Source organism: Ensifer sp. GW101-20A05, from assembly GCF_059424735.1.
This window is the reverse complement of record NZ_JBWKZT010000001.1, coordinates 447,060-471,222: the sequence shown is the minus strand read 5'-3', so window position 1 is coordinate 471,222 and position 24,163 is coordinate 447,060. Positions and strand designations below refer to the sequence as shown.

The window sequence follows — 24,163 nt, the reverse complement described above, 5'->3', positions numbered from 1 at the left end:
TTGGGCGACCGCCTTAGCGAATGCTTAAGGTCTGTTTGACACTGTTTTTCCACGCGGTCGGAGTGTTCGTGCTCCGATATGACATGAGGTCAGCCAGCTTTATCGGCCCCGGTTTTCCGTATCGATCGTAGGAGGACTCCGCTTCACGCGGATCCGTGACCATGGACTCCCTATGACTGCCACATCTCCTTCCCTGAAACGCAATCTTTCCGTGAGCCAGCGGCTGGCGACGCTTGCCGGCGCCGCTTTTGTCGGCTTCGGCTCCGTGCTCGGGGTGGGCTGGTACCAGGGCGGCCAAGCCAATAACGCCTTGCAGGGCGCTGTCGCGGCGCAGAACGGGCTGACGACCGTCGATGAGGTCCATCTGGCGACGACCAATCTCGTGCTCAACGCGATGGATAGCATCATCGACAGAGAAGAGGGCGCGATCCAGCCGGCGCGCGCCGCCAGCATTGCCGAGATCCTGAAGCTGCTCGAAACGAAGTCCGTTGAGATCCAGGCGCTTGCCAAGCTCTTGGGCCGGAGCGAGGTGCTTTCGACCTTCGACGCCGATGTCGCGGAACTGCGCAAGGCGATCGGCACCGACCTGAAGACGCTGATCGAAGGCAAGGCTTCGGCCGACGACTTCGGCAAGATCGACGATGCGATCGACGGCGCCGGCGAACGGGTCGCCACGGCTTTGACCGGACTTTCCGAAGCGGCGACCGAGTTGGTGCAGACGCGCGTTGCCGAGGCGCGCACTGTGTCCGACCAGGCGTTCCAGCTTCAGGTGGCGGCTGGGCTGCTGGCGATGGCGACGCTGCTTTATCTGCTCTGGTTCCACGGCAGCACGCTCCGCGCCGGCATCCTCGGCCTGCGCAACGGCATGCAGCGGATCCAGAACGGCGATCTTTCAACCAAGATCGAGGCGCTCGACCGCGGCGACGAAATCGGCGCGATGGCGCGCTCGGTCGATCTCTTCCGTCTTTCGGCCATCGAGAAGCAATCGCTCGAACAGAGCGCCGCACTCAGCCGGCGGGAAATCGAGAAGGAACGCGAAGATCAGCAGAGCGAGCGCGAGGAAGCGGTGCGCCGTATCCAGGCGGCGATCGACAATCTCGGCCGTGCCCTGACCCAGCTTGCCGATGGCGATCTTGCCGTGGCGATCGAGCGGCCCTTCGACGGCAATCTCGATCAGCTCCGCCAGAACTTCAACCAGACGGTCGAGCGGCTGCGCGTGGTGCTTTCGAGCGTCAAGGAGAATGCGCTCTCGATCGAATCGAACGGTCGCCAGATGCGCACGGCCGCCGACGATCTCGCGCGCCGCACCGAACGACAGGCGGCCTCGCTGGAACAGACGTCGGCTGCCCTCGACGAAATCACCGTCACGGTCCGCACCGCGACCCAGCGCGCCGAAGAGGCAAGCCGCATGGTCGGCGAGACGCGCACCAATGCGGAGGAATCCGGCCGCATCGTCGGTGAGGCGATCGCCGCCATGGCGCGGATCGAAAGCGCCTCGAACGAGATCGGCAAGATCATCAACGTCATCGACGAGATTGCCTTCCAGACCAACCTTCTGGCGCTGAATGCCGGCGTTGAGGCGGCCCGCGCCGGTGAGGCCGGCAAGGGCTTTGCGGTCGTGGCGCAGGAAGTGCGCGAACTGGCGCAGCGCGCCGCCGGTGCCGCCAAGGATATCAAGGCGCTGGTCAGCCGCTCCGGCAACGAGGTCGGCAGCGGCGTCAAGCTCGTCCAGGCGACGGGCGAAGCGCTCGGCCGGATCGGTGCCGATGTCGCACGCATCAACGAACACATGACCTCGATCGTCATGGCTGCGCGCGAACAGTCGATCGGCCTCAACGAGATCAGCACCGCCGTCGGCCAGCTCGACCAGATGACGCAGCAGAATGCCGCGATGGTCGAGCAGACCAACGCGTCGAGCCACACGCTGGCGCAGGACGCCGAGCGTCTGACCGGCCTCGTCGGCCAGTTCCGCGAAGGCCACACGATGCAGCGCGCCATGCCCACCTTGGCGCCGGCCCCGGTGGCGCCGCCGGCAAGGGCGGCAATTGCTTCGGTGCAGACGAAAGCCCCTTCGGCTTCTGCCGTTCAACGGCCGGCCGCCAAGGGCACCGGCGAACCGGTGCCGCTGCGCAAGATCGGCACCGCCAAAATGGCCTCGTTTCCAACTCCATCTCCCGCAAAGGCCCTGATGGGCAAGCTGGCGGGCGCATTCGGCAACAAACCGGGCTCTGTGCCGTCGACGACGGCTTCCGGTGAAAACTGGGAAGAATTCTGATCATGACCAACGCACTCAAGCAGTCCGGTGCCTATCTCGAAATCGTGTCGTTCCATCTCGGCGACCAGGAATTCTGCATCGATATCATGGCGATCCGCGAAATCCGCGGCTGGGCGCCGGTGACGCCGATGCCGCACACGCCGCCTTACGTGCTCGGCCTCATCAACCTGCGCGGCGCGGTGATCCCGGTGATCGACATGGCCGCCCGCCTCGGCATGAAAATGACGGAGCCGTCGGAACGCTCGGCGATCATCGTCACCGACATCGCCGGCAAGCTCGTCGGCCTGCTGGTCGAGCAGGTCTCCGACATGATGACGATCAAGAGCGAAGCCCTGCAGCCCGCGCCGGAGATCATTCCGGAAGCGCAGCGTGCCTTCTGCCGCGGCATCGTCGCTCTCGAAAAGACGATGGTCTGCTTCCTCAACCTCGACACGGTCATTGCCGACGAGCTGGCCCAGGCCGCCTGAGTTCGACACCTGGCAGAGTTGACGGGCACCCCGGCGGGATCTCCGCCGGGGTGTTTTTCGTTTCGGCAGGTAGTGGATCGCGCCGGTCAAATTAAACTTCGGCAATGATCTTCACGCTTGGGCGATACCATTGTGACAAATCGTCATGTGGCGAGCTGGAATACTTGTACTAACTTACCGTTGTTGCTGGGTGCCCGAACGGAGGCCGGGTGCTCGGTCCCGACAACAGGAGTTGGACTCATGACAATCTCTGTAAGGAAACTTGTAGCCGCGCTCTCCGTAACGATGTTGATGGCTGGCCCGGCTCTGGCTGATAGTTACTATCAGGGCATCGACGCCAACAATCCTCCCGGAACGCGGAACACGCAAAAGGCCATGCCGCTGATGAAGCGGCCCTCTGCCACGGTTGACACGATGTCGACGGGCAGCATCAACAGAACCTCCACACCGACCCCCGTCTATCGCGATCGTCAGCCTTTCGGCGGCTATCAGGGCGGTGACGGCGAATATTATCAGGGCATCGTCCCGCCGAACTCCTACTAGGGCAGCGGAAGTGGAATGGGGTGCTCCCAGACACTTCGCCCTGTTCCGCCCTGATGAGGTTTCGCGAGCGCCCGTGAAGGGGCGGGCGCTTCGCACTCTTGAGACGGATATCCTTGCAGGCTGACGCAGGCGGCAGGGGACCCTTACTGCGGCTTTCCGTTTTGCCAGGTCACCGTCTGGCCGTAGAGCGGAATGGTGCTGATCGACATCTTGGCCGAGCCGTCGGTCAATTCACGCGAATGCGCGAGATAGATCAGCGTATCGTTCTTCCGGTCGTAAATCCTTGTGACCAGCAGGTTCTTCCAGACAAGCGAAAGCCCTGAGCGAAACACTTCCTCGCCTTCCTTCGATAGCTCGATGTCGCCGATTTCGATCGGGCCGGTCTGCCGGCAGGCGATCGAGTTGTTCGATGGGTCCTCGAACCAGTTGCCGTTCTTCAGCCTGTCGATGACGCTGCGGTCGAAATAGGTGACGTGGCAGGTGACGCCCTTGATCTTCGGGTCGGTGACGGCATCGATCATGATATCGTTTCCGAGCCAGTCGACGCCGACCTCGCCGACCGTTTCGGCGCGGGCGGGCAGGGCGGTTACCGTAAAGGCGGCGAGACCGGCAACGAAGAGAGCGCGAACAGCACGCAACATGGATGTCCTCCTGCAGCGACGCGCGTCACTGAGACGCGTGAGAGGTCGCCGTAGCGTTTCGATGGCTGCATGTTTCGTCCGCGAATCGGTTGCGGTCCAAGGAGACATGCATTGGCCAAGCTCACATAGGTTCGGGAAGCGGCATTACAAGCCGCGGGGGTCAGTCAGCCGGTATCGCGCAGCAGCCGCGGCTCGAAGCTTCGGCTATCGGCGGCACGCATCTGTGCGGCTGCGGCCGCCAGCGCCCGCGCGCTCGCGTCCGGCTGGAAGCGGCCGGCAATCGTGCAGCGGTCGCGCCCGTCGGCCTTGGCGTCATAGAGCGCCATGTCGGCGCGGATCATGATGTCACTGATCGTGTCGCCCGGCACAGCCTCGGCAAGACCGATGCTCACCGTCAGCCGGATCGGCCGATCGAAGCGGCCGATCGGCGTGTCGCGCACCACGCGGCCGATCTCCTCGGCAAGCGTAAAGGCGGCATCTTCCGTGCAATTGGGCAGGACGATGCCGAACTCTTCGCCGCCGATGCGCCCCAGCGTGCCGCGGCCGGTGAGACAGGTGGCGACGGTGCCGGCAAAATGGCCGAGGGCGGCATCGCCAACCGCATGGCCATAGCGATCGTTGATCTGCTTGAAATAATCGAGATCGAGCAGCAGGAAGGATACCGGCTGTTGCCGCGCGAGACTGGTGGTGAGGGCGCGCTGGCCGAGATCGAGCAGGGCACGCCGTGACAGAGCGCCCGTCAGCTCGTCGCGGGCGATCGTGGTCTTGAGCTCGGTGATTACCCGGTTCTGGATCATCAGGATCACGCCCAGGAACAGTGCAGGCAGGTAGAAGTAACGCATGACGGCGCAGGCGAAATCCCAGCTGACGGGTGCAGGCGAAACCGATGCGGTCGCGTGGACGGCGGGCGAAAACACGGTGACCGCGAGCAGCGTCGAGCAGCCGGTTGCCACGCAGGCGATGACGCAGAGCCGCTCTATCGGCCCGGGCGCCTGGCGCCGGTGCTGCGAACAGACGGCGATGATCAGCACGAAGGCGGCGGCAATGCCGATGACGGAGAGCGCATGCAAGGTGGTGCTCATGGCACCGAATGCGGCGATCAACAGCGCGACGAACGCCATCGACGCGGCCGCGACGAGGGACGTCGAGGTGCGTCTCTGAACGCCGAGTGCGTGGTGAAAGCCGCAGAGCACGAGCAGGCAGGCGCCGGCCAGGAACACGAAGCCGATCAGGGACAGAGGCTGCAGCGTCGGAAACGCGGAGAGCATCATGAACAGGGTCGCGGCACTGGCCACCGCACAGGCCGCGGCGAAGTCCGTGCCGCCCTCGATCATCGAGGCCCGCAGCGAAATCAGGACCGGGAGCATCGCCAGGAGGGCAATGATCGATATGGCAGGGAGAAAGCTCATTTCGAAACGGCCTGTCGTGCTAAAGTCAACAAAGGCGGCTTGCGTCTCAGCCAGATATGCAAGGCCAATTGGTAGCGAGGGCGCCTTAACGAAACCCGGTGGAATCCGTTGCAATTTTACCGATTGGTCGGGATTGGCACGGTTGTTCACATGCGCACCCCGGCAACCGATAGATGGTGGATTGTCCCGGCCTTCAGGCGCGCCAGGATAAGAGACCCGTGGATGTCCTTTGGCCGATGCGAGGACCGCGCGAGACGACCTGGAAACCGGGCCTGACAGCAAACGCCGGACGCGGGGGAACCCGAGCGGGTTTTCCTCATTTCGCGTCTGCGGGCCAAGTTCCTCCTCGTCCACTGGACGGGGATCCGACCCGCGGCGGCGGTGGAAACCTGGGAGAGATGAGGTGTTTACGGGAACATGGCTCTTCGAAGACAGGGCGGATGCCGGACGGCAGCTCGCTGAGACGATCGCGGGCGAGACGCTGATCGATCCGCTGCTGGTGGCGCTGCCGCGCGGCGGCGTGCCGGTTGCCTATGAGATCGCGGTTCGCATCGGCGCGCCGCTCGACATCTTGATCGTCCGCAAGATCGGCGCGCCGGGGCACGCGGAATTCGGGCTCGGCGCGCTGGTCGACGGCGAGGAGCCTGAACTGGTTCTCAACCGCCAGGCGATCCGGCTAGTGCGTCCGGCAAAGGGCTATCTGGAGGCGGAAACCCAACGCCAGCATGCCGAAATCCTGCGGCGCCGTATCCTTTACTTCGGCGATCGCACGCCAATCTCACCCAGGGATCGCGACGTGATCCTCGTCGACGACGGAATTGCCACCGGCGGGACCGTGCGCGCGGCGATCAGGGCGTTGCGGCGGGCAAGCCCACGCCGCCTGATCCTTGCGGTTCCGGTGGCGCCGAAAAGCGAAATCGCCGAGCTGCGCAGCTCCGTCGACCTCGTCATCTGCCTCGCCACCCCCTTTGCCTTCCGCGCCGTCGGCCTGCACTACCGCGACTTCGAGCAGACGAGCGATGAGGAAGTGATCGCGTTGATGAAGAAGGCACGGCGGGAAGACGAGAGTTGAATGCGTCGACGCTGGCGCCTCGGTTGCCGTGAACGCCGAAACCCGTCCGAATAGTTGCATGAAGCGCGCTCACCCGTATTGCAACGGCAGGCCTCACGCGCCACATTCCCGGCGCGTGATGTTGGCGGAGTGGGCGCCGGAGGAGGCGACCCCGAGGAGAGATTATGGCCGCGAAGCTGGAAATTGGAAAGACGCTCGAGGATTTCTGTCGTCCGGAGCGCATGGCGCTGGTCGTCTACGACATGCAGGTGGGTATCACCAGGCAGATGAAGAATGGCGCCGAGATTACCGGCCAGGTGCTGAAGGTGCTGGATGCAGCGCGGGCAGGCGGCTTTCCGGTGATCTTCCTTCGGCACCTCTCAATGCCGAAGCCGCTGATGGGCGCCTTCCAGATGCGCCAGGCGATGGCGTGGCAGCGGACGGACGATCCGGATGCGGTGCATCCCTGGTTCCTGCGCGGCACGCCGGGCTTCGAGCTCGTGCCGGAGCTTGCGCCCCGCGAGGACGAGGCGATCCTCGACAAGATCACGTTCTCCGCCTTCGAGGGCACGCCGCTTGCCATGATCCTGCGTGATCTCGGGCTCACCTCCTTTGCGATTTGCGGCATCGCCACCGAAATCGGCATCGACCCGACCGTGCGCCACGCCACCGACCTTGGTCTCGTGCCGGTGGTGGTGCGCGACGCTTGCGGTGCAGGGCATCATGAGGCCGGCGAACGCTCGATGGAAAACATCGTCTTCATGGGCGATGCGATCATGACCGACGTTCAGGCGATCACGGCGGCGATGACCATGGGGCGATGACCAGAGGGTAGGGCGGCAGTGCCGCTGCCGCCGCCTGTTCTATTCAACCCACTACGGAACCGGCAATGACCGAAAACCTCCGCATCCGCCCGATAACCAGAGCTGACTATGAGCAATGGCTGCCGCTCTGGGATGGCTACAACGCCTTTTACGGCCGATCCGGCGAAACGCGCTCGACCCCGCGATCACTGCCATGACCTGGTCGCGCTTCTTCGATGCCTATGAGCCTGTTCATGCGCTGGTGGCCGAGAGCGAGGGGCGGCTGATTGGGCTCACCCATTACCTCTTTCACCGCAGCACGACGGCGATCCAGCCGAATTGTTATCTGCAGGACCTCTTCACCAACACGCAGGCACGCGGAAAGGGCGTCGGGCGGGCACTGATCGAGGGCGTCTACGAGGCGGCGCGGGCGGCCGGCTCGCCACGGGTCTATTGGCAGACGCACGAGACCAACGAGACGGCGATGGCGCTCTACGACAAGGTGGCGGAGAAGTCGGGATTTATCGTCTATCGCAAGATGGTTTGAGGCGCTTACGGCGCGTCGCGATCTTTTCGCACGACGTTATCGCAAAACTGCTGCGCACGGCGCGGCAAAGCGGTGTGCGGCACCTCACATATCCGCCTTTGCGAGGTTGCCGACTTCGTTTGTACCGGCGCTCGGCAACTGCATGGTCCAGATTTCGGTCAAGCCGAAGCCCTTGATGTCTTCATGGCCCGAGCATTCGAATTGGAAGTGCTCGTTCAGGCGCCGCCTGATCTCCGCGGTCGTCGTGATGCAACCGGGCTTGCCGATCGCTTCCAGGCGCGCGGCAAGGTTCACCGGCGCCCCCCAGACGTCGTAGGCGTATTTCGTTCGCCCAAGCACGCCGGCCGTTACCGATCCCGACGCCATGCCGGCGCGAAGCCTCAGCACGACATCGTAGCGTTCGCCGATCTCGCGGGCAGCGGCGATGGCGCCGAAGCCGAACGCGGCGGCCGCCTTCTCGGGGGCAGGGTGTCGGGCGGGCACGCCGGCCACGGCAAGATAGGCATCGCCAATGGCCTTGATCTTCTCAACACCGACCGCCGCCGCCAGCCGATCGAATTCGCTGAAGAGTTCGTTGAGCAGGCTCACGGTCCTTTCCGGTCCCAGGCTGTTTGACAGGCTCACGAACTGGACGATGTCGGTCAGGACTACGGTCGCGTGCTCGAATTCGTCGATGATCGTTTCCCGCTCATTCCTAAGCAGGCGCGCCACGATCTCGTCCGGCATGATCGACGCCATGAGGCGGGCCAGCCGCCCTTGTGCTTCTCTCGCCAGGTGGAAGGCATAGTAGATCGTGGCGAAGCACATGAGGGTGAGGGTGACGATCGACGAGGAATAGATGAGCTGCAGGAAGCCGCTGGCGTCATAGACGCCTGACCGCGCCTCCGGGAACGCGATGGATGCCGCGATGACCGTGATCGTGGCCGTGGCGCTCAAGACCGCCACCAGGGCGACGTTCTGGAACCCAAGGATCGCGAAGGCGACCGGCGTTGCGCCGAGCAGCGTCAAAAGCACGCCGGAGTCTCTGCCGACATAGGAGGCGATCCACACGAGGATCACGACGCAGATCCCGAATTCCCAAAGCCCTGATGCCACGCGCCCGAACCGATGAAAGAGGGGCGTCAGCGCGGCGGCCGCCGCCAGAGCGAGATTGGCATAGACGAGCGGGACCAGACTTGGTTCGCCGTGGAGTGCGTAGATGAGAGCAAAGCCCGTGGTGGTGACGACGATCACGCACGCCGCGACATTCGCAACGAGAATGCCTTCGCGGTCATCCTCGGCAGCATTTGAAGCGCCTACCTCCAGCAGGCCGCGAACAGCGCTCGTCCAGGACATGTCTCCATCCACTTCGCGTCGAGGGAGATCGGTACAAGGTTTCGTTCAAACGCGAGAATTGTGCCTGCAATTATTAGTGCACTTCGCCGGTCGACGCCATGAGATCGACGGTTGCGCGGTCACTGGGGAATGCACGCGAGGAGGGCTCTGACCTCCTCACACCTTCTCGACAAACCCATCCAGCACGCGCTTCTGGCCGGCGCGGTCGAAGTCGATGGTGAGCTTGTTGCCTTCGATCGCGGCGATGTTGCCGTTGCCGAACTTGATGTGGAAGACGCGGTCGCCGACCGAGAAGCGCGAGGGTTCCGTGGCTGTCGATTTTGCCACCAGCTCGCCGTCGATCGTGCGGCCGCGCGGGCCGCTTTCGCCGTAGCCGATGCGTTCGACCGCGTGGCCGGAGCGGGTGCCCCAGTTGTCGCGGGTGGCGTCGGAACGGTGCTGCTGGGCGCGCTTCCAGCCCGGTGTCGAATAGGTGTTCTGGAAGGGATCGGCCTTGTCGAAGCGTGACTGGCCGTAACCGCCGCGGCCATAGCCGCCATAGGATTGCTCGCTCTCGGCCACGTCGACATGGGCGAGCGGCAGCTCTTCGAGGAAGCGCGAGGGCAGCGTCGATTGCCAAAGGCCGTGGATGCGACGGTTGGAGACGAACCAGATGTGGCAGCGGTGCTTGGCGCGGGTGATGCCGACATAGGCAAGGCGCCGTTCTTCTTCCAGGCCGGAGCGGCCGCCTTCGTCGAGCGCGCGCTGGTGCGGGAAAAGGCCTTCCTCCCAGCCGGGCAGGAAAACGGTGTCGAACTCCAGCCCCTTGGCCGAGTGCAGCGTCATGATCGACACGGCGTCGAGGTTTTCGTTCTGCTCGGCATCCATGACGAGGGCGACGTGTTCGAGGAAGCCGCGCAGGCTCTCGAAGGCTTCCATCGAGCGGATGAGTTCCTTGAGGTTTTCCAGCCGTCCGGGGGCCTCGGCCGACTTGTCGTTCTGCCACATGGCGGTATAGCCGCTCTCGTCGAGGATCTGCTCGGCAAGCTCGGTGTGCACGGTGGTTTCCAGCAGGCTCTGCCAGCGGCGGAAATCGGTGACGACGTCGAAGAGGGCTTTCCGCGCCCTCGGCTTCAACTCGTCGGTCTCGATGATGTCACTGGCGGCAGCCAGCATCGGGATATCGCGAGCGCGGGCATAGTCGTGCAGGGTGCGCACGGTGGTGTCACCGAGGCCACGCTTCGGCGTGTTGACGATGCGCTCGAAGGCGAGGTCGTCGGCCGGCTGGCAGACGAGGCGGAAATAGGCCATCGCATCGCGGATTTCGAGGCGCTCGTAGAAGCGCGGGCCGCCGATGACGCGGTAGTTGAGGCCAAGCGTGACGAAGCGGTCTTCGAACTCGCGCATCTGGAACGATGCGCGCACCAGGATCGCCATGTCGTTGAGCTTGTGGCTCTTGCGCTGCAGCTGTTCGATTTCCTCGCCGACGGCGCGGGCCTCCTCTTCGGAATCCCAGGCGGCGTGCACCTGCACCTTCTCATCATCCGGATCGGTGCGGTCGGTAAAGAGCGTCTTGCCGAGACGGCCCTCATTGTGGGCGATCAGGTGGCCGGCGGCACCGAGGATGTGCTCGGTCGAGCGATAGTTGCGCTCGAGCTTGATGACCTTGGCGCCCGGGAAATCCTTCTCGAAGCGCAGGATGTTGTCCACTTCCGCGCCGCGCCAACCATAGATCGACTGGTCGTCGTCGCCGACGCAGCAGATGTTGATCTGCTGCTGTTTGTTCGCGCTCACGCTGTCGCCGCTGCGCGGCTCGCTCCGCGGGCGCGCGCCATCAGGCGCGGCGGCCGCTTGGCCTTGCCGGGCTGCACCCGGATTCGCGGTGTTTGATTGCCGGGGCCGCTGGGCCAAGAGCCGTAGCCACATGTACTGCGCCGTGTTGGTATCCTGGTACTCGTCTACGAGGATGTAGCGGAACTTGTCGTGATAATCCTTCAGCACGTCCGCATGGTTACGGAAGATGCGGATCGGGTGCAGGAGCAGGTCGCCGAAGTCGCAGGCGTTCAGCGTCAAGAGCCGGTTCTGATAGGCGGCGTAGAGTTCGCGGCCCTTGCCATTGGCAAAGGCGCGGGCGTCGCCCTCGGGGATCTGGGCGGGATCGAGGCCCTTGTTCTTCCAGCCGTCGATCATGCCGGCGAACTGCTTGGCCGGCCAGCGCTTGTCGTCGATGCCTTCGGCCTGGATGAGCTGCTTGATCAGCCGCACCACGTCATCGGTGTCGAGAATGGTGAAATCGGAGCGCAGGCCGACGAGCTCGGCATGGCGACGGAGCAGCTTGACGCCGATCGAGTGGAAGGTGCCGAGCCAGGGCATGCCTTCGACCGCATGGCCGACGAGCACGCCGATGCGCTCCTTCATCTCGCGCGCCGCCTTGTTGGTGAAGGTCACCGCAAGGATTTGCGAAGGGAAGGCGCGGTTGGTCGAAAGGATGTGGGCGATGCGGGTCGTCAGCACGCGGGTCTTGCCGGTGCCGGCGCCGGCAAGCACAAGCACGGGACCGTCAAGCGTTTCGACCGCCTCGGCCTGTTCCGGGTTGAGGCCGGAGAGATAATCCGGGCGCGGCTGGGCGCGATCGCGCGCCGCCATGGCGCGCGCGGCAATACCGCCGGCGGCGGGGATACCTCCGGGGGCTGGCGGCTGCTTGCGCGGCGCCGGCTCCTCGTCGAAGAAAGGAATGTCGTCGAAACCACTCATCATGCGGCTCAATGTAGTGATTCGGTGGGGAAAGGCCAGAAAGGATGTTCTTCTTTTATTCCGTTTTCTGCGCCAGCCGCACCAAGCCTGTGGAAAGACAGGCGATTTCGAGACCGCTTATTCTTGGTCGCACGTTTTGATTTGTCGCATGTCGTATCGCAAAACCGCTGCGCACTTTTGCGCGACATGCTTTATCCCGCCGTCTTATCAAAGACGGTATCGACCGGGACCTGCAGCGCTGTGGCAAGCTGGTTGGTGCGGGCGGCGAGCGAGATCACCCGCAAGAGGTCCGCGTGCTCGGCATCGCTCAGGCCCTTCGCCCTTGCCGCGGCCGTATGGGAATGGGCGCAGTAGCCGCAGCCATTGGTGACGGACACGGCGATATAGAGCATCTCTTTCACCAGCGGATCGAGCGCAGAAGGCGTTGCCATCACCGCCTTGACGTCGCCCCAGGTCTGCTCCAGCAGGCCCGGGTCGAAGGCGAGCCACAGCCACATATTGTTGATGAAATCGGATTTGCGCGTGGCGCGGATATCGTCGAACACGGCTTTGACGCGCGGGTCGGCTTCCGGGTTCTTCGGCGGCGTAACGGTGCTCATGGGCTCTCCTGCATGGTGCTGCCGGCGGCCCTGCGCCGCCGGATTTGAAGAGTATGGATCAAGCAAGGGCGAAGACGCGCGCCGGGCCGCCGGTGCCGCCGCGATGCTTCGGCGCGCCGAGAATGAGCGTCGCGCCCTTCACCGGCAGCTTGTCGAGGTTGGCGGCGGCCTCCAGCCCCCAGCGGCCCTCGGGCAGCCAGGCATAATGCGTGGCGAAATCCGGCGAGGGGCCATGGTCTAGCGAAAGCGTGTCGACGGCGATGCCGGCGGCCTTGCTCTCTTCGAGCAGGTATTTCGCCGCTTCGACATGGAAGCCGGGGAAGTGCAGTTTGCCGCCGCCATCGGCATTGCGGAACTTTTCCGTGCCCATATGCGCGGCCCAGCCCGAAAGCATGGCGACGCAGGCGTTTTCCGGGATCTCGCCATTGGCGGCGACCCAGGCCTTGAGGTCGTCGGGCGTCACCTGCGCATCGGCGTCGGCCGTTGCCTTCTCGCGGATATCGACGATGCAGAGCGGCACGACGAGCTTTTCCACCGGCAGCTCGGCGACCGACAGGCCATCGGCGGAGAAGTGCAGGGGCGCATCGACATGGGTGCCGGTGTGTTCGTTTATGCGCAGTTCGAACAGATTGAACTTTTCTTTGGCGTAGCTGAACTTTTGCTCGCGGAAGAACTGCTGCTGGCCGAAGAAGGTCGGGAAATCCTCGTGCAGTTCGTGGGTCAAGTCCGTGACGCTACTATGTCCCTGAGCCAATGCCGGGGGTGCTGCACCGACGCTCGCGGCGGCGAGGCTGGCGGTTCCAACTGCAGCGGCTTTGAAGAAGCTGCGGCGCGACAGCATGCGCGCCTTCACCGTTTCCATCACACAGGCATCGCACATCGTTCTTGCTCTCCTTCAAGAAACTTGAAAACCAGACGGCGAAACCGCTCGAAAAAGCGGCCGGCGGTTGCAGGATAGCGCGGCCGACGCCGCTGTAAATGCCGGCCTATGCAGCAAAGTGCGGTTCACGCTGAAAGCTGCGCTGGAATTGCTCTGCACGTCATCATGCCGCCACCAAATTCGCTTTTATTACAATTGCGTAATGATGGCATTCCGTCATTGCCCCGACGCGCGCGAACGGGGATACTCCGCCCAATCGGAACGAACCGCCGGCCGCGCCGCGCTGGGGCGTGTTTTATGCTTAATCTGGAGACTTGAATGCGGGTTTGGAAACAGCTTGCGGTGAGCGCCGCTGTGCTTCTCGTGGGCGCAACCGTCTGGCTGCGGTTCGTACCCGGCGCAGGTGAGACGCTCGCCGCCATCGGCGTTTCGCACCCGCTGATCGATGCCCTGTCCAAGCCCGGCGCCGGTGGCGGTGAGGGTGGCGAGCGCGGCAATGGCCGCGGCCAGGGTGGCAACAATGCCATCCTCGTCATGGTCCGGCCTTCGGCGACCGCTGTCGTCAACGACCGGCTGAACGCGATCGGCAACGGCGAAGCGATCCACTCGGTCACCGTGACGCCGACGGCAACCGGCAACCTCACCGAAATTCTCGTCCGCTCCGGCGAAAAGGTGGCCCAGGGCCAGGTGATCGCCAAGCTCGACAGCGACGACCAGAAGATCGCCGCCGACCAGGCGCGGCTGAACCGCGACAGCGCCCGCGAAAAGGTCGAGCGCTACCGCAATCTCAGCAACGCACGCGCTATGACCGCCGTCGAAGTGCGCGACGCCGAAATCGCCATGCAGACAGCGGAGCTGGCGCTGAAGACTGCCGAACTCGACCTCAAGCGCCGCGATATCGTCGCACCGTCCAAGGGTGTGGTCGGCATCATCACCGTCAATGTCGGCGACTATGTCACGACCACGACGCCGATCGCCGTTGTCGACGACCGCTCGGAAATCCTCGTCGATTTCTGGGTACCGGAGCGCTTCGCCAACAAGATCACCGTCGGCCAGCCGGTCACCGCCTTTGCGATCGCCCAGCCGGGCAGCCAGCTCGATGGCGCAATCCACGCGATCGACAACCGCCTCGATCAGGCAAGCCGCACGCTGCGTGTGCGCGCACGGCTCGAAAACCCTGACGACATGCTGAGGGCGGGCATGTCCTTTTCCGTTACCGTCGCGTTTGACGGCGACACCTATCCGACGGTCGATCCGCTGGCGATCCAGTGGAGCTCGGAAGGCTCCTACATCTGGCGCGTTGCCGGCGATAAGAGCGAAAAGGTGCCGGTGAAGATCATCCAGCGCAATCCGGACAAGGTGCTTGTCGACGCGGCCCTTAACGAAGGCGACGAGATCGTGACCGAAGGCGTGCAGCGCCTGCGCGACGGCGGCGAAGTGCGCATCGCCGGTCGCGAGCGCAAGCAAGAACCTGCGCAGAAGGTCGCGGAGGAAACCAAGTGAGCGGCGGCGAAGCGCACAGCAAGACGTCCGCCCGCGAGCGCGGCAAGACCGGCTTTACCGCACTCTTCATCCGCCGGCCGATTTTCGCGCTGGTGGTCAACACGCTGATCGTCGTTGCCGGTCTTGCCGCCTGGAACGGCATCGAGATCCGCGAGCTGCCGCAGGTCGACCAGCCTGTCATCTCGGTGACCACCACGCTCGATGGCGCCGCCCCCGAGACGATGGACCGCGAGGTGACCTCGGTCGTCGAAGGTGCGGTCTCACGCGTGCAGGGCATCCGCGACATCTCGTCGACCTCGTCCTTCGGCCGCAGCCGCGTGACGCTGCAGTTCTCCGACACCACCGATATCGGCCAGGCCTCCAACGACATCCGCGACGCGCTCGGCCGGGTGCGCAACCAGCTGCCCGACAATGTCGACGAGCCGAGCATCGTGAAAGCCGATGCCGATAGCCAGCCGATCATGCGGCTGGCGCTCACCTCCGACACCATGTCGATGGAAGACATGACGCTGCTCGTCGAAAACGAGATCAGCGACCGGCTGGCTGCCGTCGAAGGCGTGGCCGACGTCGCCGTCTATGGCGACCAGGAGAAGATCTTCCGCATCGACCTCGACCAGGCAAAGCTCGCCGGGCGCGGGGTGACGGTCGCAAACCTCAGGACCGCGCTCGCCAACGCCTCCTATGACGTGCCGGCCGGCAAGCTGACCAGCGCCAGCCAGGACATCTCGGTGCGCGCCACGGCCGACCTGCAGACGCCGGAGCAGTTTGAAAACCTGATCCTCGTCAACAATGTGCGCCTGCGTGACGTGGCCACCGTGACGCTCGGTCCCGATACCGGCACGACGGCGCTGCGCTCCAACGGCCGCCAGGGCATTGGCCTCGGGATCGTGCGCCAGGCGCAGTCCAACACCGTCGATATTTCCGAGGGCGTGCGCAAGGTCGTCGATACGATCCAGACGCAGATCCTGCCCGAGGGCACGCAGCTCAGGATCACCAGCGACGATGCCGTCTTCATCAACGGCGCCATCCATGAGGTCGAGATCGCGCTGATCGTCGCCGTCTTCATCGTAACGCTGGTCATCTACATGTTCCTGCTCGACTGGCGGGCGACGCTGATCCCGACGATCAGCATGCCGATCGCGCTGATCGGCACGGTGGCGGCGATCTATCTCGCCGGCTTTTCCATCAACATCCTGACGCTGCTGGCGATCGTGCTTGCGACCGGGCTCGTCGTCGACGATGCCATCGTGGTGCTCGAAAACATCGTGCGGCGGCGCGCCGAGGGGCTTGGGCCACGGGCGGCCGCCGTGCACGGCACGCTCGAAGTGTTCTTCGCGGTGCTGGCAACGACGGCGACACTTGCTGCCGTCTTCGTGCCGCTGTCGTTCCTGCCGGGGCAGACCGGCGGTCTGTTCCGCGAGTTCGGCTTCGTGCTCGCCTTCTCGATCCTGCTTTCCTCCTTCGTGTCGCTGACGCTCTGCCCGATGCTGGCCTCGCGCATGCTGACGAAGGAGCAGCATACGGTGCCGGGGCCGATGGCGCGGTTCGGCGCGCGGGCGGCCGGTTTTTATCGGGTGACACTTCGCGCCTGCCTCAACTCGCCGCTGATCGTCTTCGCCGTTGCCGCTTTCTTCACGGTGATGGGGGCCGCCGGCTTCCTGACGCTGAAATCGGAGCTGACACCGACAGAAGACCGCTCGCAGGTGATGATGCGCATCAACGCGCCGCAGGGTGTCTCGCTCGATTATGCCCAGGCGCAGATGCGCCGCATCGAGGACGGGCTGCAGCCGCTCGTCAAATCCGGCGAGATCGACAACATCTTCTCGATCTCGGGGCAGGGCGGCTCGGTCAACAGCGGCTTCATGGTGTTGACGCTCGCCTCCTGGGAGAAGCGCGACCGCAGCCAGCAGGAGATCGTCGCCGAGATCAACAGGGTGACGGCGCGCATTCCATCGGTCCGCGTCTTTGCGATGCAGCCCAACAGTCTCGGCATTCGCGGCGCCGGCAGCGGCCTGCAGGTGGCGCTTGTCGGCAACGACTACAACAAGCTCGGCGATGCGGCGGCGAAGCTGGTGCGCCAGATGGAAGACACCGGCCGCTTCGAGAACGTCCGGCTCAACTACGAGGCCAACCAGGCGCAGCTTTCGATCACCATCGACCGCGAGCGCGCCTCCGACATGGGGGTCGATATTGGCGGCCTTGCCTGGGCGCTGCAGGCGATGCTCGACGGCAACAGCGTCGTCGATGTCTATGTCGACGGCGAATCCTACCCGGTGAAGCTGCTCTCCTCCACCAATCCGGTCAACGACCCGACCGATCTGCAGAACATCTTCCTGAAGGCCGGCGACGGCAAGATCGTGCCGATGTCGACCATCGCCAGCGTCGAGGAGATGGCGGTGGCGCCGCAGCTCTCGCGGGAATCGCAGCTTCGCGCCGTCTCGCTCTCCGCGGGCCTCAAGTCGGACCTTGCGCTTGGCGAAGCGCTGACCATGGTCGAGCAGATGGCCGAGCCGCTGCTGCCGCCGGGTTCGCGCATCATGCCGCTCGCCGAAGCCGCGACGCTCAACGAAAACGCCAATGGCCTCTTCGTCACCTTCGGCTTTGCGCTCGTCATCATCTTCCTGGTGCTGGCCGCCCAGTTCGAAAGCTTCGTCAGCGGGCTCATCATCATGTCGACGGTGCCGCTCGGCCTTGCCTGCGCGGTCTTCGCGATGATCATGACCGGCAATACGCTCAACATCTACAGCCAGATCGGTCTGGTCATGCTCGTCGGCATCATGGCGAAGAACGGCATCCTGATCGTCGAATTCGCCAACCAGTTGCGCGATCGCGGCCAGGACGTGCGCTCGGCGATCGAGAACGCGGCCAATATCCGCCTGCGCCCTGTGATGATGACGATGATCGCCACCATCGTCGGCGCGGTGCCGCTGGTGCTGGCAAGCGGCGCGGGTGCGGAAGCACGCATCGCGCTCGGCTGGGTGCTGGTCGGCGGTCTCGGGCTGGCGGTGATCGTCACGCTCTACCTGACGCCGGTCGCCTACCTCGTCATTGCCCGCTTCACCAAGCCGCATGCGGACGAGGAGCGCAAGCTGCACGAAGAGATGGATGCAGCGGCGGCGCTGGAGGCGCATTGAGCCGGTAACTGGCGGACATTCCTACGCTACATTTCGAGCCAGGCGGCAATGAGAAAGATCGTTGCCGCCAGCCCGCCGAGTGCGGTTCGCCCGGCATGGAGCCTGCCCCAGCGCTTGAGCAGGCTGCGGCTTTCTTCGCCAGTTTCCTCCGGCCGCGTTGCCTCCAGCTTGCGATTGACCGGCATGACGAAGAGCAGCGTATAGGGCCAGTTCAGGATGATGATGGCGGCACCCATGCCCCAGAGCACATGGCCAGTCCTTCCCCAGGCGGCAGCGCCGAGCAGGCCCGAGATGAGGGCGAGCGTCGCCTGCATTTCGAAAGCGCGGCGGTAGGAAGGAACCCACTGCGCCAGTGCGGCGCGATCGTCGAGATGGAGCCTTGCCGGCTGTTCGGCCAGATTGATGTAGATGGCGGCGCCGAAAAAGATCGACGCGGTGAGCAAAGCGGTGAGACCCAGCATTGCCTCTCTCCCTTCACGCCAACATGATAATCCAATGCCCGCAATTGAGTAGGTGTTTTCTGCGGCTTTTGCCCTCATACGTGGCATTGCCGAAAGGATCTTCAGTGGTTCGCCCGCCGTCAGATGACGCATCGAGATGGCGCGACGCAGCCTCTTGTGACAGTCCGGTCTCACGTCAGGCGTTTTCCTGCGCTACGTTCCCCAAGAAGTGCGCGAGCGTCTGGACAAAGTGATTCCGATTTGCACAGTAGCGCCTTGAAATGACTGCGCTTCCCGGGCATCTGCAAAGGGGATGCCGCAGATGCAAGAGGAAGGACGTTTTCCGTGGCATTGAAGGCGATCAGAGCTGGCGTGAGAAACGAGGCCGGCATCACGGCGGCGAAGGAAGAACTGGGCATCCGCTTCGGCGACCGGTTCCAGACGGGCGAGGCGATCCGCGCCCAGCACGCCCACACCACCACCTACATTCCGGCGCAGCTTCCCGATGCGGTGGTGTTTGCCGAAAGCGCCGAAGACGTTCGTGAGATCGTTCAGATCGCGGCCCGGCACAAGGTGCCGCTGATCCCCTTCGGTACCGGCTCCTCGCTCGAAGGCCATGTCAATGCGCCGCACGGGGGCATCTCGGTCGATCTTCAGCGTATGAACCGGGTGCTGGAGGTCAATGCCGAGGATCTCGACTGCCGGGTGGAGCCGGGCATTACCCGCGAAGAGCTCAACACCTATCTGCGCGACACCGGTCTCTTCTTCCCGATCGATCCCGGTGCCAATGCCTCGATCGGCGGAATGGCCTCGACGCGGGCTTCGGGCACCAATGCGGTGCGCTACGGCACGATGAAGGACAATGTGCTGGCGCTGACGGTGGTGACGGCTGAGGGGCGCGAGATCCGCACCGCGCACCGGGCCCGCAAGTCTTCGGCCGGTTACGATCTGACGCGGCTTTTCGTCGGCGCGGAAGGCACGCTCGGCATCATCACCTCGATCACGCTGAGGCTGCAGGGCATCCCGGAGGTCATTTCCGGCGGCGTCTGCCCGTTCCCGACGATCGAAGACGCCTGCAACGCGGTGATCCTCACCATCCAGTCGGGCATTCCGGTGGCGCGCATCGAGCTTCTCGATGCGCTGCAGATGAAGGCCTGCAATGGCTATTCCGGCCTTTCCTATGCCGAAACGCCGACGCTCTTCGTCGAGTTTCACGGCAGCGCCGAGAGTGTCGAGCTGCAATCGCGCCAGTTTGGCGAAATCGCTTCGGAGTTCGGTTCGTCAGGCTTCCAGTGGACGACCAATCCGGAAGAGCGAGCGCGGCTCTGGAAAGCGCGGCACAATGCCTATTGGGCGCAGAAAAGCCTGATCCCGGGTGCGGCAATCCTGTCGACAGACGTCTGCGTGCCGATCTCGCGGCTGGCCGATTGCGTCGTCGCTACCCAGGAGGACAGCGCCGCCCACGGGCTGACGGCGCCGATCGTCGGGCATGCAGGTGACGGGAACTTCCATGTCGGCCTGCTGTTCGACGACAAGGACGCAGCCGACGTGGCGCGGGCCGAGGCTTTTGTAGAGCGGCTGAACGCCCGGGCGCTTGCAATGGATGGAACCTGTACCGGCGAACACGGCATCGGCCAGGGAAAGATGCCGTTTCTCGAAGCCGAGCTTGGTGACGCGCTGGACCTGATGCGGCAGGTCAAGCGTTCGCTCGATCCGGACAATATCTTCAACCCAGGCAAGATCTTCGCCTGAGGCGGAACCCCGCGCGGGGGCGTCTGGTTTTGGCCCAATTTTTCGGGCAATGCGCCGGCGCCAAAGTGTGGTACTGCATAGTTCCGAAGTCGGAATCGACCTTGACCGAATTATGCGGCAAATCAGAGCGTCAGGGCGCGAGCCTCTGGCGGTCAAGTGATGCGCGGCGCGCAACGCGCCGATGAATTGAATGGGAATGTAGGCACGGTGCTTTCGCGAATTCTGCTTGCCGTCGGTGGACTTGTGGTCGTTGCGCTCTTCGCGGCGCTGATCGCTCCGTGGTTCATTGACTGGACGGATTTTCGCAAGGAGTTCGAGCGCGAGGCGAGCCGCATCATGGGCAAGCCGGTCGTCGTACATGGCAGCGTCGATGCGCGGCTGATCCCGTTCCCGACCGTGACGCTGAACGACGTGCGCGTCGGCGCCAGCGAAGACGGTGAGCCACTGATCCGGGTGGCGCAGTTTTCCATGAGCGCGGAACTGGCGCCTTTCTTAAGCGGCGAGGCGCTGATCTTCGACATGCGGCTCGACCGGCCGAAGGCCAAGGTAAGGCTGTTGCCGGATGGTACGCTCGACTGGGCGCGCGGTCGCCGCACCTCGATCCCGGCTAAGACCGTCGTGCTCGAAAACGTCGAGATCACCAATGGCCAGATCGAATTTGTCGACGAGCAGACCGGCCGAACCCGTCGCGTGAGCGGGCTTGCTGCCGATGTTTCCGCCCGCTCGCTTACCGGTCCCTGGAAAGTGGAGGGGCGTGCGGCGCTCGACGGCGAAGTGGGCAGCTTCTCCTTTACCAGCAACGAGGTGGACGCAGCGGGGGCGCTCAGCCTCAAGGCAAGGGTGACGCCCGACAAGCGCCCCTTCGGCGTCGAGACCGATGGCGCGCTGAAGATCGTCGATTTCAAGCCCGTTTACAGCGGCCGCTTCACCCTGACGGAAAACCGGCAGGGCGAGGAGAAGGATGACGCGCGGGCGCCGTTGCGCATCAACGGTGATTTCCAGCTTACCAACGAGAGCATCCGCGTTCCGGATTATCGCTTCGAGGTCGGTTCGACGGATGATCCCTATGTGGTCACCGGCGAGGCGACGCTCGATACCGGCAAGGACCAAAAGTTCCTGCTGATCGCCGACGGCCAGCAGATCGACGTCAGCCGCATCGGTCCCAGCCGCAATGCCAAGACCGGCCGCGACCCGGCGATCTCCATGCGCCAGCGACTGGAGGCGATGCTCGCTATTGCTGCCGAGATTCCCATTCCGCAGGTGCCAGGCCGGGCCAGCCTGAAGCTGCCGGCGATCGTCGTCGGCGACACGACGGTGCGCGACGTGCGCATCGACGTCCAGCCCGATGGCGCCGGCTGGGTGATCGACAATGTCGTGGCCCTCTTGCCGGGGCGCACGCAACTCGAAGCGAAGGGGCGGCTGAACCTTAAGGGACAGCGCAGCTTCCGCGGCGACCTGCTGCTCGCCTCCAACCAGCCCTCTGGTCTTGCGAACTGGCTGGCGGGCTCGGTCGACCCGGCGATCCGCAAGCTGAAGACCGCCGGCTTTTCGGCCAAGGTGAACCTGACCGATACGCTGCAGCAGTTCGAAAACCTCGAATTGGCCGCAGGTGAGGCGAGCCTGAAGGGCCGGCTCGAACGGCAGTCCTTTGCCGAGCAGCAGCCGAACCTCTCGCTGCAGCTCAAGGGCAACCGCATCGATTTCGAGGCGCTTCAGGCGCTGACTGGACTGGTGGCGGGCGATGCCTCCACGCAGACGCTGCTTCAGCATGCGATCGCCGCCGACCTCTCGGCCGACGAGTTCTCCGCCTTCGGTGAAGAAGCCAAGGACGTGCAGGCGGTGTTGACGCTGAAGAACGGCCAGCTTCAGGCCGAACGCTTGGCGATCGGCGCGCTCGCCGGCGCTCAGCTGGCTTTCTCCGGTCGGGCTAGCGGCGATCTGGACAAGCCCGTCGTCTCGGCCAAGATGAAACTTGCCGCCAAGAACCTGACGCCATTCCTGGAAATGATCGGCCGGCACGCGGTCAACCATCCGGCGCTGCGGCAGCTGATCAAGGCCGGACCCTATTATAGCGACGCGGCTTTCGACGTGACGCTGACGGCCGGCAACAAGGAAGGCAATGCGCCGGCGACCTTCGGCATCTTCGGCACGGCGAACGGCACCAAGATTGCGGCCAGCTACCAGGCGCCGGATATGGTGCAGGCGCTGACCGGCAAGGCGATGCTGCTCGAAGCGACGCTTGAAAACCCTGAAACCCGCCTGCTTCTCGGGCAGACCGGTTTTGATCCCTTGCCCTTCGATGCGGACGCCAACGGCATCCTCTCGGTCAAGCTGCAAAGCACCGAAGGGTCGAAGGCCAACGGCACGGTGACCTTCACCACCGAGAAGTCGTCGCTGGCAGCCAAGGGCAATGTCGATCTTTCCCGCGACCACTTCCTCGAAGGCCAGGCAAAAGTCACGCTCCAGACCCGGGACGTCGAGCCCTATCTGCTGCTGCAGGGGGTCGCGCTGCCGCAGATGGGGAGCGGCCTGCCACTGACGATCTCGGCCGATGTCGCCGCAAGCCCGGAGGCGATCGCGCTGACGGCGGTCGAGGGCAAGGCAGACAACAACGCCTTTACCGGCACCTTGACCGTGGACCGCAAATCGCCGGGCGCCGCCACCGGCCAGCTCACCGTCGATACGCTCGATCTTGCCTGGCTGGGCGAGGGCATCCTGGGCGCGGTCGAGGATGCGAACGGCGCGTTCTCGAAGAGCGCCCTGGCGCAGCCGGCCTGGACCGGCCTCAACGTCGCGCTCGACGTGCAGGCAGGAAAATTCTGGCCGGGCGTCTATGGCGCGATCACGAGCTTTGCCGGCAAGATGGAGTGGAAGGGCGACGAGCTTTCCCTGACCGATGCCACCGGCGACTGGCTGGGTGGCAAGCTTGCCGGGCGGGTGCAGGTCGGGAACGCCAACGGCTCCGGGTTCCTGCGCTCGCGCCTGGACGTCAAGGGCGGTGACCTGACCCAGGCGGGCTGGACCCATGCCGGCGCACCGGTGGCGACCGGGACATTCGATCTTTCCGTCGCGCTGGAAGCATCCGGCGCAACACCGGAGGCGATGGCCCATGCGGCAAGCGGTTCCGGCACCGCGACCTTCAACGGCATGACGCTGAACGGCATCAACAGTGCGGCTTTGCCGCAGTTGATTGCTGCCGCGGATGGCCAAAAGAGGCAGATTTCGGCGGACAGCATCCGCAGCGCGGCGGAAGCGGCCGTGTTCTCCGGCCAATCGGTGGTCGGCGTCGTCAAGGCTCCCTTCAGCGTCGCCGGCGGCGTGCTGAGGGTGCAGAACGTTACGGCTGGCGATGGCAGTGCCGCCTTCATGGGCGCAGCGGCGCTTGACCTTGCGGCCGGCCGGATCGATGGCGGCATCGACCTGACCTTCCGGCCCGGCGAGGAAGCGCTTGCCGGTACCGAACCACGCGTGCGGATCGGCTATGCCGGCCTGCTGGAGGCGCCGGGCGTCAGCCTCGACGTGGCCGATCTGGCCAATTTCCTGTCGCTGCGCGCCTTCGAACGCGAGCGCCGCCGGGTCGAGATCCTGCAGGCGAACGTGCTGGAGAAGCAGCGGCTGCGCCGCGAAGTGGCGCTTTACAAGGCGAAGGTGGAAGGACGCGAACTCGAACGGCGACGTGCCATTGCCGACGAGCGCCGGCGTGCTGCCGGGGCTGCGGAAGCGGCCCGCGTCAAGGCTGAAGTGGAAGCGCGCGCCGAGGCCGAGCGCAAGGCCGAAGCGGAGCGCAGGGCCGAAGCCGAACGGCAGGCCGAAGCTGTGCGCCGGGCACAACAGGGGCCATCGCGCGTGCGCGGTGCCGGCCAGGAACAGCAGCCGATCCCGCCGCAGAGCGGCTCCGACGATGTCCAGGGCGGCAGTACCGGGCGGGCACCCGGCCAGAAGCTGGACTTCGACGTGCTGCCCGACGTCACGGTGCAATAACCAGCGCTCGAATCTGAAACGATAGGCCCGCCTCCTGAGGTGGTTTTCCGTGCGTTGCGCCCGTGCAGGT

16 protein-coding genes and 1 pseudogene are annotated in these 24,163 nt (G+C 64.5%); 10 read left to right on the top strand and 7 right to left on the bottom strand.

Annotation, left to right across the window (positions count from 1 at the left end):
• Positions 1-172 precede the first annotated feature (172 nt).
• From AC070A_RS02485 to AC070A_RS02475, 3 genes are all read left to right on the top strand, one after another.
• Entirely contained in the window at positions 173-2,275 is a 2,103-nt protein-coding gene (locus AC070A_RS02485; protein ID WP_218372995.1) for a methyl-accepting chemotaxis protein, read from the top strand.
• Positions 2,276-2,277: 2 nt separating this feature from the next.
• Entirely contained in the window at positions 2,278-2,742 is a 465-nt protein-coding gene (locus AC070A_RS02480; RefSeq protein ID WP_057253527.1) for a chemotaxis protein CheW, read from the top strand.
• Positions 2,743-2,982: 240 nt separating this feature from the next.
• Positions 2,983-3,285, top strand: a complete 303-nt coding sequence (locus AC070A_RS02475) for a hypothetical protein (protein ID WP_082616023.1) — start codon at positions 2,983-2,985, stop codon at positions 3,283-3,285.
• Between the two features lie 143 nt (positions 3,286-3,428).
• Here the strand turns inward: AC070A_RS02475 and AC070A_RS02470 are convergent, their stop codons facing one another.
• Together AC070A_RS02470 and AC070A_RS02465 are read right to left on the bottom strand one after the other, a co-directional pair.
• Positions 3,429-3,926 (bottom strand): CreA family protein, encoded by a 498-nt coding sequence (locus AC070A_RS02470; RefSeq protein ID WP_057253531.1) that lies wholly within the window; start codon positions 3,924-3,926, stop codon positions 3,429-3,431.
• A 164-nt stretch (positions 3,927-4,090) separates the two neighbouring features.
• Positions 4,091-5,335: a GGDEF domain-containing protein gene (locus tag AC070A_RS02465; RefSeq protein WP_255571042.1), complete on the bottom strand. Its 1,245-nt coding sequence runs from the start codon at positions 5,333-5,335 to the stop codon at positions 4,091-4,093.
• 403 nt (positions 5,336-5,738) lie between these two features.
• Here AC070A_RS02465 and AC070A_RS02460 point away from each other — a divergent pair, with 403 nt between their 5' ends.
• The 3 genes and pseudogenes from AC070A_RS02460 to AC070A_RS02450 all read left to right on the top strand — a co-directional run bounded on the left by AC070A_RS02460 (position 5,739) and on the right by AC070A_RS02450 (position 7,736).
• Positions 5,739-6,407, top strand: coding sequence for a phosphoribosyltransferase (locus AC070A_RS02460; protein WP_112994804.1), 669 nt, complete (start codon positions 5,739-5,741; stop codon positions 6,405-6,407).
• A 164-nt stretch (positions 6,408-6,571) separates the two neighbouring features.
• Positions 6,572-7,210 carry a cysteine hydrolase family protein gene (locus AC070A_RS02455; RefSeq protein WP_113737444.1) on the top strand — a complete coding sequence of 213 codons (639 nt, stop codon included), beginning with the start codon at positions 6,572-6,574 and terminating at the stop codon, positions 7,208-7,210.
• A gap of 65 nt (positions 7,211-7,275) precedes the next feature.
• Positions 7,276-7,736: pseudogene (locus AC070A_RS02450) on the top strand (GNAT family N-acetyltransferase).
• A gap of 84 nt (positions 7,737-7,820) precedes the next feature.
• On the opposite strand, the gene AC070A_RS02445 reads toward AC070A_RS02450, so the two are convergent.
• The 4 genes from AC070A_RS02445 to AC070A_RS02430 all read right to left on the bottom strand — a co-directional run bounded on the left by AC070A_RS02445 (position 7,821) and on the right by AC070A_RS02430 (position 13,283).
• Positions 7,821-9,071, bottom strand: coding sequence for an adenylate/guanylate cyclase domain-containing protein (locus AC070A_RS02445; protein WP_113737443.1), 1,251 nt, complete (start codon positions 9,069-9,071; stop codon positions 7,821-7,823).
• 156 nt (positions 9,072-9,227) lie between these two features.
• On the bottom strand, positions 9,228-11,807 hold the full coding sequence (locus AC070A_RS02440) for an ATP-dependent helicase (protein WP_057253539.1): 2,580 nt from the start codon (positions 11,805-11,807) through the stop codon (positions 9,228-9,230).
• 188 nt (positions 11,808-11,995) lie between these two features.
• Positions 11,996-12,403: a carboxymuconolactone decarboxylase family protein gene (locus tag AC070A_RS02435; protein WP_093233690.1), complete on the bottom strand. Its 408-nt coding sequence runs from the start codon at positions 12,401-12,403 to the stop codon at positions 11,996-11,998.
• 58 nt (positions 12,404-12,461) lie between these two features.
• Positions 12,462-13,283 carry a cyclase family protein gene (locus AC070A_RS02430; protein WP_113737442.1) on the bottom strand — a complete coding sequence of 274 codons (822 nt, stop codon included), beginning with the start codon at positions 13,281-13,283 and terminating at the stop codon, positions 12,462-12,464.
• Between the two features lie 318 nt (positions 13,284-13,601).
• Between AC070A_RS02430 and AC070A_RS02425 the strand changes: the two genes are divergently transcribed.
• Together AC070A_RS02425 and AC070A_RS02420 are read left to right on the top strand one after the other, a co-directional pair.
• On the top strand, positions 13,602-14,786 hold the full coding sequence (locus tag AC070A_RS02425) for an efflux RND transporter periplasmic adaptor subunit (RefSeq protein WP_112994809.1): 1,185 nt from the start codon (positions 13,602-13,604) through the stop codon (positions 14,784-14,786).
• The gene (locus AC070A_RS02420; protein ID WP_057253545.1) at positions 14,783-17,920 is read left to right on the top strand and encodes an efflux RND transporter permease subunit; all 3,138 of its coding nucleotides are present in this window, start codon (positions 14,783-14,785) and stop codon (positions 17,918-17,920) included. Before AC070A_RS02425 ends, AC070A_RS02420 begins: the two co-directional genes overlap by 4 nt.
• Positions 17,921-17,946: 26 nt before the next feature.
• On the opposite strand, the gene AC070A_RS02415 is transcribed toward AC070A_RS02420, so the two are convergent.
• On the bottom strand, positions 17,947-18,381 hold the full coding sequence (locus AC070A_RS02415; RefSeq protein ID WP_057253547.1) for an anthrone oxygenase family protein: 435 nt from the start codon (positions 18,379-18,381) through the stop codon (positions 17,947-17,949).
• Positions 18,382-18,705: 324 nt separating this feature from the next.
• On the opposite strand from AC070A_RS02415, the gene AC070A_RS02410 reads away from it, so the two are divergent.
• Positions 18,706-20,112 (top strand): FAD-binding oxidoreductase, encoded by a 1,407-nt coding sequence (locus AC070A_RS02410; RefSeq protein ID WP_057253550.1) that lies wholly within the window; start codon positions 18,706-18,708, stop codon positions 20,110-20,112.
• A 243-nt stretch (positions 20,113-20,355) separates the two neighbouring features.
• Positions 20,356-24,093 (top strand): AsmA family protein, encoded by a 3,738-nt coding sequence (locus tag AC070A_RS02405; protein WP_244495709.1) that lies wholly within the window; start codon positions 20,356-20,358, stop codon positions 24,091-24,093.
• Positions 24,094-24,163 lie beyond the last annotated feature (70 nt).